Consider the following 15259-nt stretch of genomic DNA (forward strand, 5'->3'; position numbering starts at 1 on the left):
GTGTGACCCACGGAGCGTCGTGAGCATGAGGCGGAGTGCGATGAGCGGAAGCCGGCGGTGGCAGGCCCAGGTCCGCCGCAGGGGTCCCGAGGCGCTGCTGCTCGCCTTCACGGTCTCCGGTGTGCTCCTCACCCGCGCGCTGATGCCGGAGAACCCCTCCGTGTGGCCCGGGATCGCGCTGGCCGTGCTGACCTGCGCGGCACTGCGCGGGCGCACCCGCCACCCGTTGCGCGTCCTCGTCGTGACCGCCCTGTGCACCATGGCCCAGGGCGCCCTCGGCTATCTGCTGACCCCGCTCCTCATGGGACCGCTGCTCGTCGCCCAGTACTCCATGAGCCTGCACACCCCCCGACGGACGGCCTGGAACAGCGCCGTGGCCACCGCGGCCGGCATGGTCCTCACCGGCCTGCTGCTCAGCTCGTTCCAGGACTCCGTGGTCCTCGGCGCCGTCAATCCGGCGGCCTGGGTCCTCATGTCCGCGGCCTTCGGCAGCTATGTGCGGGTGCGCCGCGAGTACGCGGTGGCCCGCGCCGAACACGCCGACCGGCAGCGGGAGGAGGAGGCACGGCGCCGGGTGATCCAGGAACGGATGCGCATCGCCCGGGAGCTGCACGACGTGGTCGCCCATCACCTCACCCTCGCCGACGCCCAGGCCGGCACCGCCGCCCACCTCGCCCGGCACGACCCGGACAAGGCCCTGGAGATCGTCGGGAAGCTCCCGGAGACCACGGCGGCGGCCCTGCGCGAGCTCAAGGCCACCGTCGGCCTGCTGCGGCAGGAGAGCGACCCCGCCGACGAACTGGCCCCCGCCCCCGGACTCGGCCACCTGCCCGACCTCACCGACGCCTGCGCCGCGGCGGGCCTGGAGGTCACCGTCACCGCCGAGGGGCCGACCCGCACCCTCACGCCCGTACTCGATCTGACGGCCTACCGGATCGTCCAGGAGGCGCTGACCAACGTCGCGAAACATGCCGCGCCCCGCACCGCGCGCGTCCGGCTCGCCTTCACCCCCCGGTCGCTGACCCTGACCGTGACCAACCCCACCGCCGCCGGGCGGACGCCGGAACCGCCCGGGGCCGTACGGGGGTTCGGCCTGGTCGGCATGCGGGAGCGGGCCGCCTCCGTCGGCGGCACCTTCGAGGCCGGCCACCGCCCCGACGGCGGCTTCGAGGTCTCCTGCACCCTTCCGCTCGACAGCCCCGACGAAAGCCGCGCCCCATGACCATCCGTGTCCTGCTCGCCGACGACCAGGCTCTGCTGCGGGCCACGTTCCGCATCCTCATCGACTCGGTCGAGGACATGACCGTGGTCGCGGAGGCGGCCGACGGCCAGGAGGCCCTCGATCTCGCCGACGCCCACCGGCCCGATGTGATCATCATGGACATCCGTATGCCGAACGTGGACGGTGTGGCCGCCACCGCCGCGATCTGCGCGCGCCCGGAGCTCTCGGAGAGCCGCGTGCTGATTCTCACCACCTTCGAGAACGACCTGAACGTCGCCAAGGCGCTGCGCGCGGGAGCGAGCGGTTTCCTCGGCAAGGGCGTCAGTCCGGAGGTGCTGCTGTCCAGCATCCGCACGGTCGCGGCCGGCGACGCCCTGCTGTCCCCGGCCGCCACCCGGGCCCTGATCACCCGCTTCCTGGCCACACCCGAGGCCCCCGAGTTCGGTGACCTCCCCGAGGCCGTCCGATCGCTCACCGAGCGCGAACGCGAGGTCATGGCGCTCGCCGCGTACGGCAAGTCCAACGCGGAGATCGCGGGCGAGCTGGTCCTCAGCCCGCTGACCGTCCGCAGCCACATCCAGCGGGCCATGACCAAACTCGACGCCCGTGACCGCGCACAGCTCGTCGTCATGGCGTACCGGAGCGGCCTGGTGAAGCCGGGGCCCACCGGCTGACGGTCAGCGGCTCAGCGCCAGCCGCATGAGCGTCAGATCGAGCCGGCGGCCGAACTTGACGCCGGCCTCCCGCACGGTGCCGACGTCCTGGAAGCCGAACCGCTCGTGCAGCCGGACGGACGCGGCGTTCTCCGTCTCGATGGCGGCGATCATGATGTGATGGCCGGCCTCGCGCGCCGCGGCGACCAGCGCGTCGAGCAGCGCCGAACCGATGCCGAGCCCGTGCCGGCCCTCGCGGACGTAGACCGAGTCCTCGACGGTGTCGCGGTAGCCGTCGAGCTCCCGCCACGGACCGTAGACGGCGTACCCGGCGACCTCGCCCTCCACCTCGGCCACGAACGCCGAGCCGCGCTCCAGATGGGCGGCCAGCCAGGCCACCCCCTCGGCGGGGGACTGCGGGGTGTCCGTCCACAGCGCCGTCGACCGCTCGACCGCGTGGTTGCGGATCGCGCGGACCGCCTCGGCGTCATCCGGCCGTGCGCGCCGGACGGTCACCACCGCCCCGCTTCTCTCGTATATTGGATTCATGTCCAACATAGTAGATCCCCTGGTGCGGCAGATCGCCATCCGAGTCCGCGCCGAACGGGAACGCCGCCGCTGGACCCTGGCCCAGCTCGCCGACGCCTCCGGTGTCTCCCAGGCCATGATCAGCAGGATCGAGCGCGGCGAGAGCAGCCCCACCGCCGTCGTCCTCGGCAAGCTCTCGGCCGCGTTCCGGCTCAGCGTCGCCTCCCTGCTCGCCCTCACCGAGGCCGAGGCCGAGGCCGAAGCCGCGCGGGAGGACCCGGGAGGGGCGGCGGGGACCGGCGTACGCCGGAGGGCCGAGGTGCCCGAGTGGCGGGACCCCGGCACCGGCTACCGGCGCCGCCAGATCACCGGCCCGCACTTCCCCGCCGAGGTCGCCGAGATCCGTCTGCCCGCCGGCGCCCATGTGCCGTATCCGGCCGCGGCCTTCGCCTTCGTACGGCAGATCGTGTGGGTCCTCGACGGACACCTGACCTTCCACGACGGCGACACCGTCCATGAACTCGACGCCGGCGACACCGTCGAACTCGGCGAACCCGAAGAACGGGCCTTCGCCAACACCACCGACACCGAGTGCCGCTACGCCGTCGTCCTCACCCGCGGCACCCGGCCATGACCCGCCGGGGCGGAAATACGGATGCCGAACGGTCCCGCCCCCTCGTAGCCTCGCGCCATGCGCGACGACCACCCGACCCTCCTGAACGTCATCGACGTCGAAGCCACCTGCTGGGACGGACAACCCCCGCCGGGCTCGGTGAACGAGATCATCGAGATCGGTCTCACGGTCGTCGACCTCCGGGCCCGGCGCCGCCTGTCCCGGCACGGCATCATGGTCCGCCCCACCCGGTCGACCGTCAGTGCCTTCTGCACCGAACTGACCGGCCTGACCCAGGCGGACGTGGCGCACGGCATGACCTTCGCCGAGGCGTGCCGCCTGCTCGCCGAGGAGTACGCGGCGGCGGAGCGGCCCTGGGCGAGCTGGGGCGACTACGACCGCCGCCAGTTCGCCCGCCAGAGCCTGGCCGACCGGGTGGCGTACCCGTTCGGGTATCCCGTCGAGCGTGGCCACACCAACGCCAAGGCCGTCTTCACCACCGCCCACGGCCTGCGCAGGAAGCCCGGCATGAGCCAGGCCCTGAAGATCGCCGGACTGCCCCTCGAAGGGCGTCATCACCGCGGCGAGGACGACGCCTGGAACATCGCGGCACTCGTCCTGGACCTGCTGGACCGCGGGGCCTGGCCGGACCCGGCCCCGGCGGACGGCTGAACCGGCCGACGGGGACGCGGGGCCGGTCAGGTCACCTCAAGCGCACCTCCTCGGCGTACGGCGCGACCGCGATCCGGTCGATCAGCGGTGCGTAGCGGGAGCGCAGGAGCACACCGGGGAAGGTGTCCGAGGCGTAGGTGGTGCCGTCGAAGTTCGGCAGTTCCTCGGACCGGAAGGCGATCGTGTTCCGTCCCTCGACGAGCCGGACCGGGACGGTCAGCTCCCAGAAGTCGTTCTGGTGGAAGGTGTGCGGGAAGCCGACCCGCCGTGGTGCGCCGCCGTTGACGGAGAGGTCGGCGTGCCGGGCGAGCGGGTCCGGGTTGTAGTGGGTGGCCGGGGACTGCTCGGGGTCGGAGTAGCGGATCCGCAGCGCGTACAGACCGGCCCGGTCGGCGGAGACGGTGAACGTCGCCGTGTTGCCGTTGCCCGGATCGCCGCCGATGCCGGTGATCGCCGTGCCGTCGGTGGCCAGGGAGAGCGGGACGAGCGAGGCCGTTCCCGCCACCGTGGCGTCCTGCGCCTCGTACGTACGCACCGGGAGCGCGCCCTCGGAGGGTGTGACCGTGAGACGGTCGACGAGCGTGGCGGACGAACCCCCGGTCACCGTCACCTTGTTGACGCCGGCCGAGAGGGAGACCGCCACCGCGTCGCGCCCCTTGGCCAGACGCAGGACGTCGTGTCCGTCGACGGAGAGCAGGGCGCCCGAGCCGTCCAGGGTGTCGACCCTCAGTGTGGCCTCCCGGTCGGCGGGGGAGCAGACCCAGAACGTGGCCGTCTGGCCCTTCGCGAGCCGGGCCGCGCCCGAGCCGGTGGCGGGGGCCGGGGTGTGCTTCGGCAGGGTGTAGACGGGGCGCGCCCCGCCGCCCAGCCAGGCCAGCTCGCCCTCGTACACCCGGGTGCCGGCCGAGGCGTCCGGCAGGGACAGGGTGAGGCGGTCGACGATCGCGTCGCCCTGCGTGGCGCGCCGGCCGTCGAGGCTCCTCGCGGCGAGCGTCAGGGTGTGCCTGCCCTTGGTCAGGTGGACCTCGGTGTCGGTGTGGTCCCACACCACCCACTTGTAGCCGAGCGGCAGGTACAGCTCCTGCTCGGTGTCCGCCTCGCCGTCCACCCGCAGGACGCGTTGGTGGGTGCCCGCTCCTTCACCTTGTCGAAGGTGTTGAGGGAGTTGGCGAAGACGCGCAGGTCGTAGTCGCCGTCCTCGGGCACGTCCACGGTGAAGTCGAGCGTGACGTCCGAGCCGGTGCGCAGTCCGCCCACGTCGTAGCCGCCCGAGGTGTAGAACTTCGACACGTCGCCAGTCGAGCCCTCCGGACCGTTCCTGGAGTAGCCGGACCCGGTGTGCGCGGCGTCCTCCGCCTCGTACGACGCCTGCCGGCGCACGGGCGCGGACTGGGTGCCCTTCGCCTTCCCGGCCGGGCTGAGGACGATCTCGGTCCTCCACAACTTCGTCAAGCCGCCCATCCACGGCTGGGCCTTCGGCCAGCTGCGCCGCCGGCTCCCCGCCCCGCCCAGCCGGGCCGAACTGGCCGCGACCTACGACCGGTTGCGGCGCTGGACCGACTTCTGGCCCACCGCGCGACGAGCACCGGACGCTGAACTGCCCCACTACCAGCACGGCAACGACAGCGGCTGGGACAACGCCACCACCTTCGACCCCGAGCGCGTGGTCGTCACCGCCGACCTGGCCGCCTTCCTCGTCCTCCAGCTCCGGCAACTCGGCGAACTGGCCGATGAGTCGGGCAGACAGGAGGAGTCCCGGCGGTGGACGCGGACCGCCGGGGACCTCCAGACGGCGCTGCTCGACCAGCTGTGGGACACGGACCGGTGCTTGGCCCGGGCCGAGCCCACCTGGACGCGGACGATGCCGAGCAGGACGAGCGCCGTCGGGGGGATCGTGCACATGAGTCTCCGGCCGGAGCCGCACGGAGGCAGGAGGGCTACGCCCGGGTGCCGGTGCGCAGGACGGCGAACACGCCTCGGGCCCGGGTGGCGTCCGGGAGCTGCCAGGAGCCGGTGACCTGGCCGACCGCTCCCCGCGGAGCGACGAACGGGCCGTCCGGGGCGGGCTGCAGGACGCGGTGCAGCCGCAGGGCCGTGCCGTGCGGTGAGGTGAGCGCGGTGCCCTCCCGGTCGTCGGCGGCGGTGAAGTCCGTGGGGAGGGAGCCCTCACCGGTGCGGGAGACGACGACCTCCCGGTCGGGGGTGTCGCTGACGTTCTGGTCCTGGGCCTGCGCGCGTCCCTCGATCAGGGCCGCCAACTGCGCGACCAGCACGGGGTCGTGGCAGCCGTCGTAGGCCCATCGCCGGCCCAGCACCCCGTGCTCCATGGTGCCCACCAGGGCGTGTTCCGCGCCGTCGAGCGCGGCGCCGCGATAGGTGAGCGGCAGCAGGTAGGTGACCGGGGGAGCAGCCGAGGTGTCGGTGACCGCCATGAACTCGATCCCGACCTCGCCCTGCGGATCGTCCAGCCGGAAGCCGCCGGCCTTCGTCAACCGCGGTTCACCCGCGCCCCCGCGGTACCAGGGGCGGGAGGGCAGCCAGGCGGTGAGCAGTTCCAGCTTGGTCGGCTCGAGGACGGTGCGGTGGATGACGGCCATGCCAGGGGGTTCTCTTCCTTCGGGCGGATACGAACCCTCACACCTTGGCATCCGGGCGGCGCGGCGGCACCGGATATTCCGTGCGGTGCGGGTGCCGTTCCCCGGCGGGCACGCGGCGTGGGCGGATGCCACCGACCAGGCCGAGGATCAGTACGACGATGCCCAGCCATACCGACGCGCTGGGCGTGCCGCCGCCGGAGACCGTGCCGACGGCCGCCGCGGCGAGCGGCGCGATGCCGGTGAGCAGCCCGGCCCGGCCGGAGCCGACGGCGCGGACCGTCGAGTACCACAGGACGAAGGCGACCGCCGTCACCATCAGCGCGAGATATCCGACGGCCGCCCACTGGACGCCGGACAACTCCCCGACCGCCGAGGGCCCTTCCGACACCGCGCCGAGCACGGCCAGCAGCACGGCCGCCAGCCACATCGCGTGCACGGACACCCCCCACGGGGAATGCCGTCGCAGCACCGGTACGGCGAGCAGGGTGAACGCGGCCTCGCAGCCCAGGGCCAGCGCCGCCCAGGCCACCCCGACGGCATCGGTGCGGCCCGTTCCCTCCACCAGCACCGCACCCGCCATCACGACGGGTGCCGCCAGCAGCACCTGCCGGCTCGGCCCGCGCCGCTCCAGCACCGGGCCCAGCACCCCGAGGACCAGCGGTACGCACGCGACCGCGACGGCGATCACCGCGGGCTCGGCATGGGCGACGCCCCGCACCACGGCCACGTTGAACAGCACCAGACCGCTCACCGCGATCCCCGCCAGCCACAGCCACTCCCGTCCTCGCGGCCGGAGCAGCCGGGCACCGGCCAGCCGGGCCATGACCAGGAGGATCGCGGTCGCGGCCGTGTACCGGACCGCCTGGGTGGTGAACAACGGGGCGTCGACGAGCGTGCGCGAGACGGTGACGCTGCTGCCGACCAGCGTCATCCCGACCATGCCGGGGACGAGCCGGGCCAAAGGAGCGGAAGGAGCGGAAGGCGCGGAAGGTGCGGAAGGTGTGTCCATGGCGTCCACGGTGCCCGCACAATGGACGTCATGGGCAGGTCCAAGAAGTCACCGGTACAGGGGTCCAAACCGGCAGACGCGTCCGCGCCGGGCGGGGCGGTCGGCTCGGACTTCCTCCAGCTCGACATCGGGCAGGCACCGCCCGGCGGACGGATCGCCTGGCTCGCCGACCAGCTCCGGTCCGCCGTCGCCGACGGCCGGCTGCCCGTCGGAACGCGGCTGCCCGCCAGCCGGGTCCTCGCGGAGGAGCTCCACGTCACCCGGGGGGTGGTCACCGAGGCCTACCGCCGGCTCGCCGAGTCCGGACAGATCGCCGGCCGGGGCCGGCTCGGCACGGTGGTCGTGGCGGCCCCGGCCCCACCCCGCGCCCCCGCCCGGCCCGGTGGCCCGGCCCGCGACACCCCGGGCTCCGGCCCCGCGCCCGTGTCACCCGTCCCCGTGCCGCCGGTGCCCGGGCCCGCGGTCTTCCGTTCGGTCGACCGGGAGGGCGTCGTCGACGCCCTGCGTGCCACGCCCTGCCGTATCGATCTCTCCCCGGGCGTCCCCGACCTCGCCGCCTTCCCCCGCACCGCGTGGCTGCGCGCCGAGCGAGCCGTCCTCGCCGGGGTCGGTCCGGCCGACTTCGGCTACGGCGATCCCCGGGGCGCCCCCTCCCTGCGCCGGGCGGTCGTCGGCTGGCTGGCCCGCAACCGCGGCATCCGCGCCGACCCGGACGAGGTCGTGGTGGTCGCCGGGGTGGCGCAGGCGCTCGGCCTGCTCGGGCGGCTTCTGTGGGAGGAGGGGATCCGCCGTGTCGCCGTCGAGGACCCCGGGTCGCTCGGGGCACGCCAGCAGCTCGAGTACGGCGGCCACCGCCTCGCGCCCGTTCCCGTGGACGCGGGCGGCCTCGACGTGGGCGCACTGCGCGCCGGCGGCGCCCGGGCGGTGCTGCTCACCCCGGCCCACCAGTTCCCCACCGGTGTCGTCCTCGACGGGGAACGCCGCCGCGAACTGCTGAGCTGGGCGGCCGACGGCGGAGTGGTGATCGAGGACGACTACGACGCCGAGCACCGCTACGACCGGCCACCGGTCCCGGCGCTGCGCTCCCTGATGCCCGAAGGGGTCTGCTATGCGGGCAGCGTCTCCAAGCTGCTCGCGCCCGCGCTCCGTGTCGGCTGGCTGCTCGTCCCGCCGGACCGGCTGGACGCGGTGGTGACCGCCAAACGGTACGCCGACCTCGGCAACGGCATCCTCACCCAGCTGGTCCTCGCCCGGCTGATGGACTCGGGCGACCTGGAACGGCACCTGCGCCATGTCCGGCGCCGCCACCGCCGCCGCCGGGACGTGATGCTGCGGGCCATCGAGGAACACCTGCCGGGCGCCCGGGTGCACGGGGCGGCCGCCGGGCTGCACCTCATGGTCACCTTCGGCGACGACGGCCTGCGCGACGTCGACCTGGCCGCCGCCGCCCTGGAACGGGGCGTGAAGGCACACCCCCTGTCCTGGCACCGCATCGGTCCCGGCCGGCCCGGCCTGGTCCTCGGCTACGCGGCGGGCCCCGCCCACGAGATCGAAGAGGGCGTCGCCGTCCTCGGCGCGGCCCTGCGGAGCCTCCCGCCCACCACCTGAAGCAAGGGCCATGATCGCCCGACCGCACGGTGATCATCCCTGCCGGGCAGAATGTCCGCATGACCCTTCGCTGCGCCGTGCTCGACGACTACCAGGGCGCCGCCCTGGCCCTGGCGGACTGGAGCGTCCTCGACGACGAGGTCGACGTGCGCGTCCTCCGCGAGCACGTCACCGACCGGGACGTGCTCGCCGCCGCACTGGCCGACTGCGAGATCGTCGTGATCATGCGGGAGCGCACCCCCTTCGACGCGGACCTCCTGCGCCGCCTGCCCCGTCTGCGTCTGCTGGTGACGACGGGCATGCGCAACGCCTCCGTCGACCTCGCCGCCGCGGCGGCGCAGGGGGTGACGGTCTGCGGTACGGCGAGCAGCCCGACCCCGCCGGTGGAGCTGACCTGGGCGCTCCTGCTCGGCCTGGCCCGGCACATCACCACCGAGAGCCGGTCCCTGCGCGAGGGCGGCCCCTGGCAGTCCACCGTCGGCCAGGACCTCGCCGACCGGACCCTGGGCCTGCTCGGCCTCGGCAGGATCGGCACCCGGGTCGCCCGCGTCGCCACCGCCTTCGGCATGCGGGTCCTCGCCTGGAGCCAGCACCTCACCGCAGCGCGCGCCGCCGAAGCGGGAGCCCAACTCGCGGGCAGCAAGGAGGACTTGCTGAACCGGAGTGACTTCGTGTCCCTCCACCTCGTCCTGTCCGACCGCACCCGCGGCCTGCTCGGCGAACCCGAACTGCGCGTCATGCGCCCCCACGCCCATCTGATCAACACCTCCCGCGCCGGCCTGGTCGACCGGACGGCCCTCCTGCGCGCCCTGCGCGAAGGCTGGATCGCCGGAGCGGGCCTCGACGTCTTCGACACCGAACCACTGCCCGCCGACGACCCCCTGCGCACCCTGCCCAACGTCCTCGCCACGCCCCACCTCGGTTACGTCAGCGAGCGGAACTACCGCACCTTCTACACGCAGGCGGTGGAGGACATCGCCGCCTTCCTCGCCGGCGACCCGCTGCGACAGCTGACGGCCGGCTGAGTTCTCCGCCGCTTCGGCGTGACGGCTGGCGGGTGCTCAGAACCAGTGCAGGCAGTGCGGCGGGCGCTCGGCCCGGAAGAGGGCGTCGGCGAGAGGGGCCGCGTCCGGGTGGTGGGCCCGGATGTGGCCGGCGCGTACGAGCGTGCTCGGGGTGGTGCCCCCGAGGTAGAGCGAGCCCAGGTCGCGCACGTCCAGGGAGAGGTCGGGCTCCCGGTCCGTCGGGACGCAGTCGGCCTTGCCGTCCCGGACGGTCAGCAGGTGGCGGCCGTGCTCGCCGAGGAACGGGTCGTCGACGTCGAGGACGAGCTCGCCGTCCGTGAACCAGCCGCGCGAGGTCAGCGCCCGGGGCACGTCCAGCAGCCGCACCCAGAGCCAGTCGGTGTCGCCGCCCACCTGCCCGGCGCGGAAGTCCGTGAGCTGCCGGCGCAGCGGGTGCCCGGGCGGGACGTGCTTGAACACGACCTGACCGACCAGGTCGTGTCCGAGGACGAACCGGGCCAGGGCCGTGAAGACCGCGTCGTCGGTGGCGATGGTCTCGTCGACGGTCAGGGTGTCGGACTCCCCGATCGCATAGCTGGCGTAGCCGTCCGGGACACCGTCGGCGTCACGGTGGACGGCCACATGGCGCGGCGCCGGAGAGACCGGGGGCTGACCGGCGCCCAGGTCCCACCAGCGGTGCGGCCGGGACAGTGCGCCGGGCTGCGCGCGGCGGTAGCGGTCGTAGACCTCTTCCAGGATCTCGCCGCACTCGGCGCGCCGCAGCACCTCGATCGTGCCGGTGTCCGGGCCGGCCGCTCCGCCCGCCCGGGGAAGGGCGAAGTCGCCCCGGTGGCGCGGCACCGTCAGCTGTCGCGTGTAGGTCGCCGGTCCGTAGCCGAACCTGCCGTAGATGGTGGCCTCGGTGGCCAGCAGCACGGACAGGAACTCCCCTCGGGCCCGCAGCTCGGCGAGCTGATACCGCATCATCGCGGTGAGCACGCCCCGGCGTCGGTGCGAGGGCAGGACCCCGACCGCGCTCACCCCGCCGGCCGGGACGATGATCGCACCGGGCAGGGTGAGCTCGAAGGAGTACGCGCCGGCCGTCCCGACGGGCCGTCCGTCCGCCGCCGTCGCGAGTACGCCGCGGTCCATCTCGAGCGCCGACCACCACACGCCCCGGCCCTCGTCCGGTGTCTCCGGGAAGCGCCCGAACGCCGCGTGGAGCGTGTCGACGAAGACCCCCAGGTCCTGCTCGTTCGTGGAACGGATCTCCGTCACTGCCGCAGCCTCCCCGTGTCACCCGCACCAGGCCTCGCGGTGCGGGTGACACCATGCCGCGTCGACCCACGACCAGGTCAAGCGAATTACGCCCGGGGCCGCGGCCGATGGGGCACAGCCTCACCGCGCCGGTCCCGGCCCTCCACGGACGGGGCCGAGCCGGGGAGGGGGTGGCCCGCGGATTCCGTCGTGAACCACACCGCGACGCCGCCGACGACGGCCGCGGCCATCATGTAGTACGCGGGCGTCATCATGTTTCCGGTCGCCCCGATCAGGGCCGTCACGACCAGCGGGGTGGTGCCGCCGAAGAGGGAGACGGAGACGTTGAAGCCGAGCGACAGCGATCCGTAGCGGACGTTCGTCGGGAACAGTGCCGGCAGCGTGGCCGGCATCGCCGCCGTGAAGCAGACCAGCAGCAGACCCAGCGCGCCCATGCCCAGGGCGATCGCGAGCAGACCGCCCTGGCGGATCAGCAGCAGGGCGGGGACGGAGAGCAGGAGGAAGCCCGCGCAGCCCGCGGCGATCACCGGCCGGCGGCCCACCCGGTCGGTGAGGGCGCCCGCGAAGGGCTGGACGACCATCATCAGGGTCATCACGCCGAGCACGACGAGCAGACCGTGCGTCTCGTCGTAGGCGAGTTCACTGGTCAGATAGCTCGGCATGTACGACAGCAGCATGTAGTCGGTGACGTTGAAGACCAGCACGAGGCCGACGCACAGCAGCAGCGCCCGCCACTGTCCCGTGACCATCCGGCGCAGCGGCACCTTCGGCCGGCCTGCCTCGGCCTTCTCGATCTCCGCCGCGAACGCCGGAGTCTCCTCCAGACGCATCCGCAGGTAGAGGCCGACGATGCCCATCGGGCCCGCGATCAGGAACGGGATCCGCCAGCCCCAGCTCAGCAGGTCCTCGGTGGACAGCAGGGCGGTCGTCACCGTGACCAGACCGGCGCCGCCGATGTATCCGGCGAGCGTGCCGAACTCCAGCCAGCTGCCGAGGAAGCCGCGCCGCTTGTCGGGCGCGTACTCGGCGATGAAGGTGGAGGCGCCCGCGTACTCACCGCCGGTGGAGAAGCCCTGCACCAGCCGGGCGGCCAGCAGGAGCAGCGGGGCTCCGACGCCGATCGAGGCGTACGACGGGATCAGCCCGATGGCGAAGGTGCCCGCGGCCATCATGATCATGGTGAGGGCCAGCACCTTCTGGCGGCCGACCCGGTCGCCCAGCGGCCCGAAGACCATCCCGCCGAGCGGGCGGACCAGGAAGGCCGCGGCGAACGCGCCGAAGGTGGAGAGAAGCTGGGCGGTCGGATTCCCGGACGGAAAGAAGACCTTGCCCAAAGTGACCGCGATATAGCTGTAGACGCCGAAGTCGAACCATTCCATCGCGTTCCCCACTGCGGCGGCCTTTACGGCGCGTTTCACGAGTGCGGGGTCGGTGACGGTGACCGTCTTCGGAGCGGTCGGGGGAGCCGGGGGCGCTGAGGTGGGTGTCGCGGTCGGCAAAACTTCGCTCGCCTGCTTTCGTCGGGGACAGGGACGGGCCTGCTCGGCGGCGTCGGCGGCAGGCCAGAGAGCGACCATAGAGGCAGCGGTGCCGCTCACGGGGCGTACGCACTTCGTTGCGTGCTGCATGTAAATGGCGTCCGGGCGGGCCGGACACCCCTTTCGGGGGGCTGTCTCAGCGCATTGCGTTGTGAGCTTTTTCGCTTCGCGGGAATGTGTCACGCGAACCCGGAACCGGGTGTGCGTGACCGAGGCGACGTGACCGGATATCGGTGACTTTAAGGCCCGCGGCGGGAGGCGGAGGATCTCGTCCAGAAAGACTCGTCCCGAGTAAAGGACACCTCTCCATGGGCTCTCGAAATTCCCCTTCCCGTGTGCGGAACGCATGCGACGTCGTCGAGGAACTGCGCGCCTGGACGGTGTCCGGGACCCCCGCGGAGTTCCCCTACACCCCGCTGCTCACGCATCTGCGGTCGGTCGGCAAGCACTTCCTCGACCCCGCCCTCCTGCGCCTGCTGGACGGGATACGCGGGGCGCTCCCCGAGTCCGAGGGCCCGGACGGTCCCTCCTTCCTGCACCGGTTCCTCGACGTCGTCCTCGACAAGCACGACGACCGCTACGACTACGCCAGTTACACCGCTCTGTCCCTGCTGACCCGGCCCGCCCCGGCCGACTGGCGCGCGGCGCTCCGCTCACGCGACGAGGTGCTGCTGCTCCTGCTCGCCGACCTCCTGCGCTTCGAGCGACGGTCGGAGACGGACACCCCGGACGCGCCGCTCGGCATGCCCCCCTCGCCCGAACTGGTCGCCAAGCGCGCCCGGTTGGCCGTGCGGGTGATGGAGCCCGCCGCCCTGCGCACGCTGCCGCCGGGCGCGGCCGTGGACCCCGCGGCCGTCGCCGCGGTACCGGGCCGCACCCCCGCCGGCCCGCTCGCGGCGGAGATCCTGCGCACCGCGGGCCCCGAGGAGGCACGGGTGCTGGCGGGCAGCGTGCAGCCGGTGTACGTCCTCCACGACGAATACCTGTTCCTGCGCACCCTCCAGTCGTTCGAGACGACGTTCACGTTCATGTCGTCCGCCCTGGCCACGGCGGTACGGCGGCTCGACGGCGACCGGCCCCGGGAGGCCGCCGACCTCGTCGGCGCCGTCGCCGACATCCTCAAGGAGTCCCTGCCGCTGTTCTCGCTGCTGGCGACCATGCGCCCGGAGGCCTTCCAGGCCTTCCGGGTGTTCACCGAGGGCGCCAGCGCCATCCAGTCCGCCGGCTACAAGACCTTCGAGTCCCTGTGCTCCACACCCAGCCGCGCACGGCTCGCCTCCTCCGCCTACACCTCCGTGCCGCAGGTGCACGCATGGGTGACGGAAGGACAGGCCACCGTCGAGGACACCTGGCACGGTCTGATCTCCGCACACCGGCTGGACGCCGCGGACGACGCGGTGCTCCGGGCGGCGGCCGACCGGCTGGAATCGGTGCACCAGCGGTGGAAGCAGACCCACTACCGCCTGGCCGTGCGGATGATCGGCGAGCGCTCCGGCACCGGATACACCCAGGGCGTGCCCTACCTCGCGGCGGTCCTCGACAACCGGCTGTTCCCGGCCCGGGACCGGCACGGCGCCCTCGTCGGCTGAACCGGCCGAACCGGCCGAACCGGCCCCCCCACGCCCACGCACACCCGCCCGGAGGCGTCCACAGCGATGAGCAGACGAGCACAGCCCGGCAGGCCCGGAACGGCCCGCCGGACCATGAACCCCGCGGAGAGCAACCGCCTCTTCGTGTACGAGTACGACCGGGGCAGCAACTACGAGGAGGACACCCGGCTCACCGCCGCACTGTCGGCGCTGCTGCCGGAGGACGAACTGGTCCACCCGGACCAGCGGCTGTTCCAGACGGTCCATCTGATCACCGAGTACGCGTGGTGCGAGATGCACTACGAGATGCGGCGGGCGGCCCAGGGGCTGGGCGGGCGCGACTACCTCCTCGCCGCCCAGCTGCTGGAACGCGCGGCCGCGACGGGAGACGTCGCGGTCCGGGCCCTGTGCGTGCTGCTGGACTTCCTGCCGCAGGAGAGCCTGCTGCGGATGCGCGAGACCTTCCCGGAGAACACCACCGGTCTCGACTCGCCCGGCGCCCGCAATCTGCGCCGTGCGGCCGCCGCGCTGTGGCAGGAGACGGAGGCCGCCCTCGCCCGCGAGGGGATCGGCATGCGTGAAGTCGTCACGGCGCAGGGCCGCGCCGCGTCCCCGGCCCGCGAGGACCGGGCCCCCGACCTCGCCCTCGTACGGCAGGCGCTGCTCAGGCTGGACGGCGCGGTCGCCGCGTGGAAGCACCACCATCTGCGGCTGGTGTGGTCCCAACTCGGCGGCCACCCCGAGACCGCCCCTGCCAACGCCCCCGCCACCGGCCCGGCCGCCGGCCCCTCGGTCGGCCGTGACGACCTGCCCAAGAGCCTGCGCGGCCAGTCCACGGCGGGCGTCCGTGCCATGGCCGAGCGGAGCCTCTTCCCGCGGCTGTGGGACTCCGTGGACGACACCTACCGGGCGTTGGTGCCCGACGAGCAGACACCGCCCGCCTGAGCG

13 protein-coding genes and 2 pseudogenes are annotated in these 15259 nt (G+C 73.3%); 9 read left to right on the forward strand and 6 right to left on the reverse strand.

All coding sequences use genetic code 11. From position 1 onward, the window contains the following. Positions 1-40: 40 nt before the first annotated feature. Entirely contained in the window at positions 41-1222 is a 1182-nt protein-coding gene (locus tag AQJ64_RS38305; RefSeq protein ID WP_055632734.1) for a sensor histidine kinase, read from the forward strand. After that, positions 1219-1896, forward strand: a complete 678-nt coding sequence (locus tag AQJ64_RS38310) for a response regulator (protein WP_055632735.1) — start codon at positions 1219-1221, stop codon at positions 1894-1896. The genes AQJ64_RS38305 and AQJ64_RS38310 overlap by 4 nt, the downstream gene beginning before the upstream one ends. Before the next feature lie 3 nt (positions 1897-1899). Here AQJ64_RS38310 and AQJ64_RS38315 read toward each other — a convergent pair whose 3' ends face one another. Then, the gene (locus AQJ64_RS38315; RefSeq protein ID WP_055632736.1) at positions 1900-2424 is read right to left on the reverse strand and encodes a GNAT family N-acetyltransferase; all 525 of its coding nucleotides are present in this window, start codon (positions 2422-2424) and stop codon (positions 1900-1902) included. On the opposite strand from AQJ64_RS38315, the gene AQJ64_RS38320 reads away from it, so the two are divergent. Together AQJ64_RS38320 and AQJ64_RS38325 are read left to right on the forward strand one after the other, a co-directional pair. Next, on the forward strand, positions 2423-3037 hold the full coding sequence (locus AQJ64_RS38320) for a helix-turn-helix domain-containing protein (RefSeq protein WP_055632737.1): 615 nt from the start codon (positions 2423-2425) through the stop codon (positions 3035-3037). The two genes, AQJ64_RS38315 and AQJ64_RS38320, sit on opposite strands and share 2 nt — an antisense overlap. A gap of 57 nt (positions 3038-3094) precedes the next feature. After that, entirely contained in the window at positions 3095-3688 is a 594-nt protein-coding gene (locus AQJ64_RS38325; protein ID WP_055632738.1) for a 3'-5' exonuclease, read from the forward strand. A gap of 31 nt (positions 3689-3719) precedes the next feature. Here AQJ64_RS38325 and AQJ64_RS38330 read toward each other — a convergent pair. Next, positions 3720-5119: pseudogene (locus AQJ64_RS38330) on the reverse strand (LamG-like jellyroll fold domain-containing protein); the annotation flags it as partial. Here AQJ64_RS38330 and AQJ64_RS47040 point away from each other — a divergent pair. Further along, positions 5091-5537: pseudogene (locus AQJ64_RS47040) on the forward strand (MGH1-like glycoside hydrolase domain-containing protein); the annotation flags it as partial. The pseudogenes AQJ64_RS38330 and AQJ64_RS47040 sit on opposite strands and share 29 nt — an antisense overlap. Before the next feature lie 88 nt (positions 5538-5625). Here the strand turns inward: AQJ64_RS47040 and AQJ64_RS38340 are convergent. Both AQJ64_RS38340 and AQJ64_RS38345 read right to left on the reverse strand, forming a co-directional pair. Beyond that, positions 5626-6285, reverse strand: a complete 660-nt coding sequence (locus AQJ64_RS38340; RefSeq protein ID WP_055632740.1) for a maltokinase N-terminal cap-like domain-containing protein — start codon at positions 6283-6285, stop codon at positions 5626-5628. 37 nt (positions 6286-6322) lie between these two features. Next, positions 6323-7225 (reverse strand): DMT family transporter, encoded by a 903-nt coding sequence (locus AQJ64_RS38345; RefSeq protein WP_055632741.1) that lies wholly within the window; start codon positions 7223-7225, stop codon positions 6323-6325. Positions 7226-7324: 99 nt separating this feature from the next. Between AQJ64_RS38345 and pdxR the strand changes: the two genes are divergently transcribed. Continuing rightward, positions 7325-8902 carry a MocR-like pyridoxine biosynthesis transcription factor PdxR gene (pdxR, locus tag AQJ64_RS38350; protein WP_059203388.1) on the forward strand — a complete coding sequence of 526 codons (1578 nt, stop codon included), beginning with the start codon at positions 7325-7327 and terminating at the stop codon, positions 8900-8902. Between the two features lie 59 nt (positions 8903-8961). Next, a complete protein-coding gene (locus tag AQJ64_RS38355) occupies positions 8962-9927 on the forward strand; it encodes a D-2-hydroxyacid dehydrogenase family protein (RefSeq protein ID WP_206189778.1) in 966 nt (321 codons plus the stop codon). Between the two features lie 36 nt (positions 9928-9963). On the opposite strand, the gene AQJ64_RS38360 is transcribed toward AQJ64_RS38355, so the two are convergent. After that, entirely contained in the window at positions 9964-11184 is a 1221-nt protein-coding gene (locus AQJ64_RS38360) for a GNAT family N-acetyltransferase (protein ID WP_055635881.1), read from the reverse strand. A gap of 86 nt (positions 11185-11270) precedes the next feature. Beyond that, positions 11271-12683, reverse strand: coding sequence for an MFS transporter (locus tag AQJ64_RS38365; protein WP_055635880.1), 1413 nt, complete (start codon positions 12681-12683; stop codon positions 11271-11273). Positions 12684-13057: 374 nt separating this feature from the next. On the opposite strand from AQJ64_RS38365, the gene AQJ64_RS38370 reads away from it, so the two are divergent. Together AQJ64_RS38370 and AQJ64_RS38375 are read left to right on the forward strand one after the other, a co-directional pair. Continuing rightward, positions 13058-14311, forward strand: a complete 1254-nt coding sequence (locus AQJ64_RS38370) for a tryptophan 2,3-dioxygenase (protein ID WP_055635879.1) — start codon at positions 13058-13060, stop codon at positions 14309-14311. 66 nt (positions 14312-14377) lie between these two features. Next, positions 14378-15256: a hypothetical protein gene (locus AQJ64_RS38375; RefSeq protein WP_157881016.1), complete on the forward strand. Its 879-nt coding sequence runs from the start codon at positions 14378-14380 to the stop codon at positions 15254-15256. Positions 15257-15259 lie beyond the last annotated feature (3 nt).

Source organism: Streptomyces griseoruber (assembly GCF_001514205.1).
GTDB lineage: Bacteria > Actinomycetota > Actinomycetes > Streptomycetales > Streptomycetaceae > Streptomyces > Streptomyces griseoruber.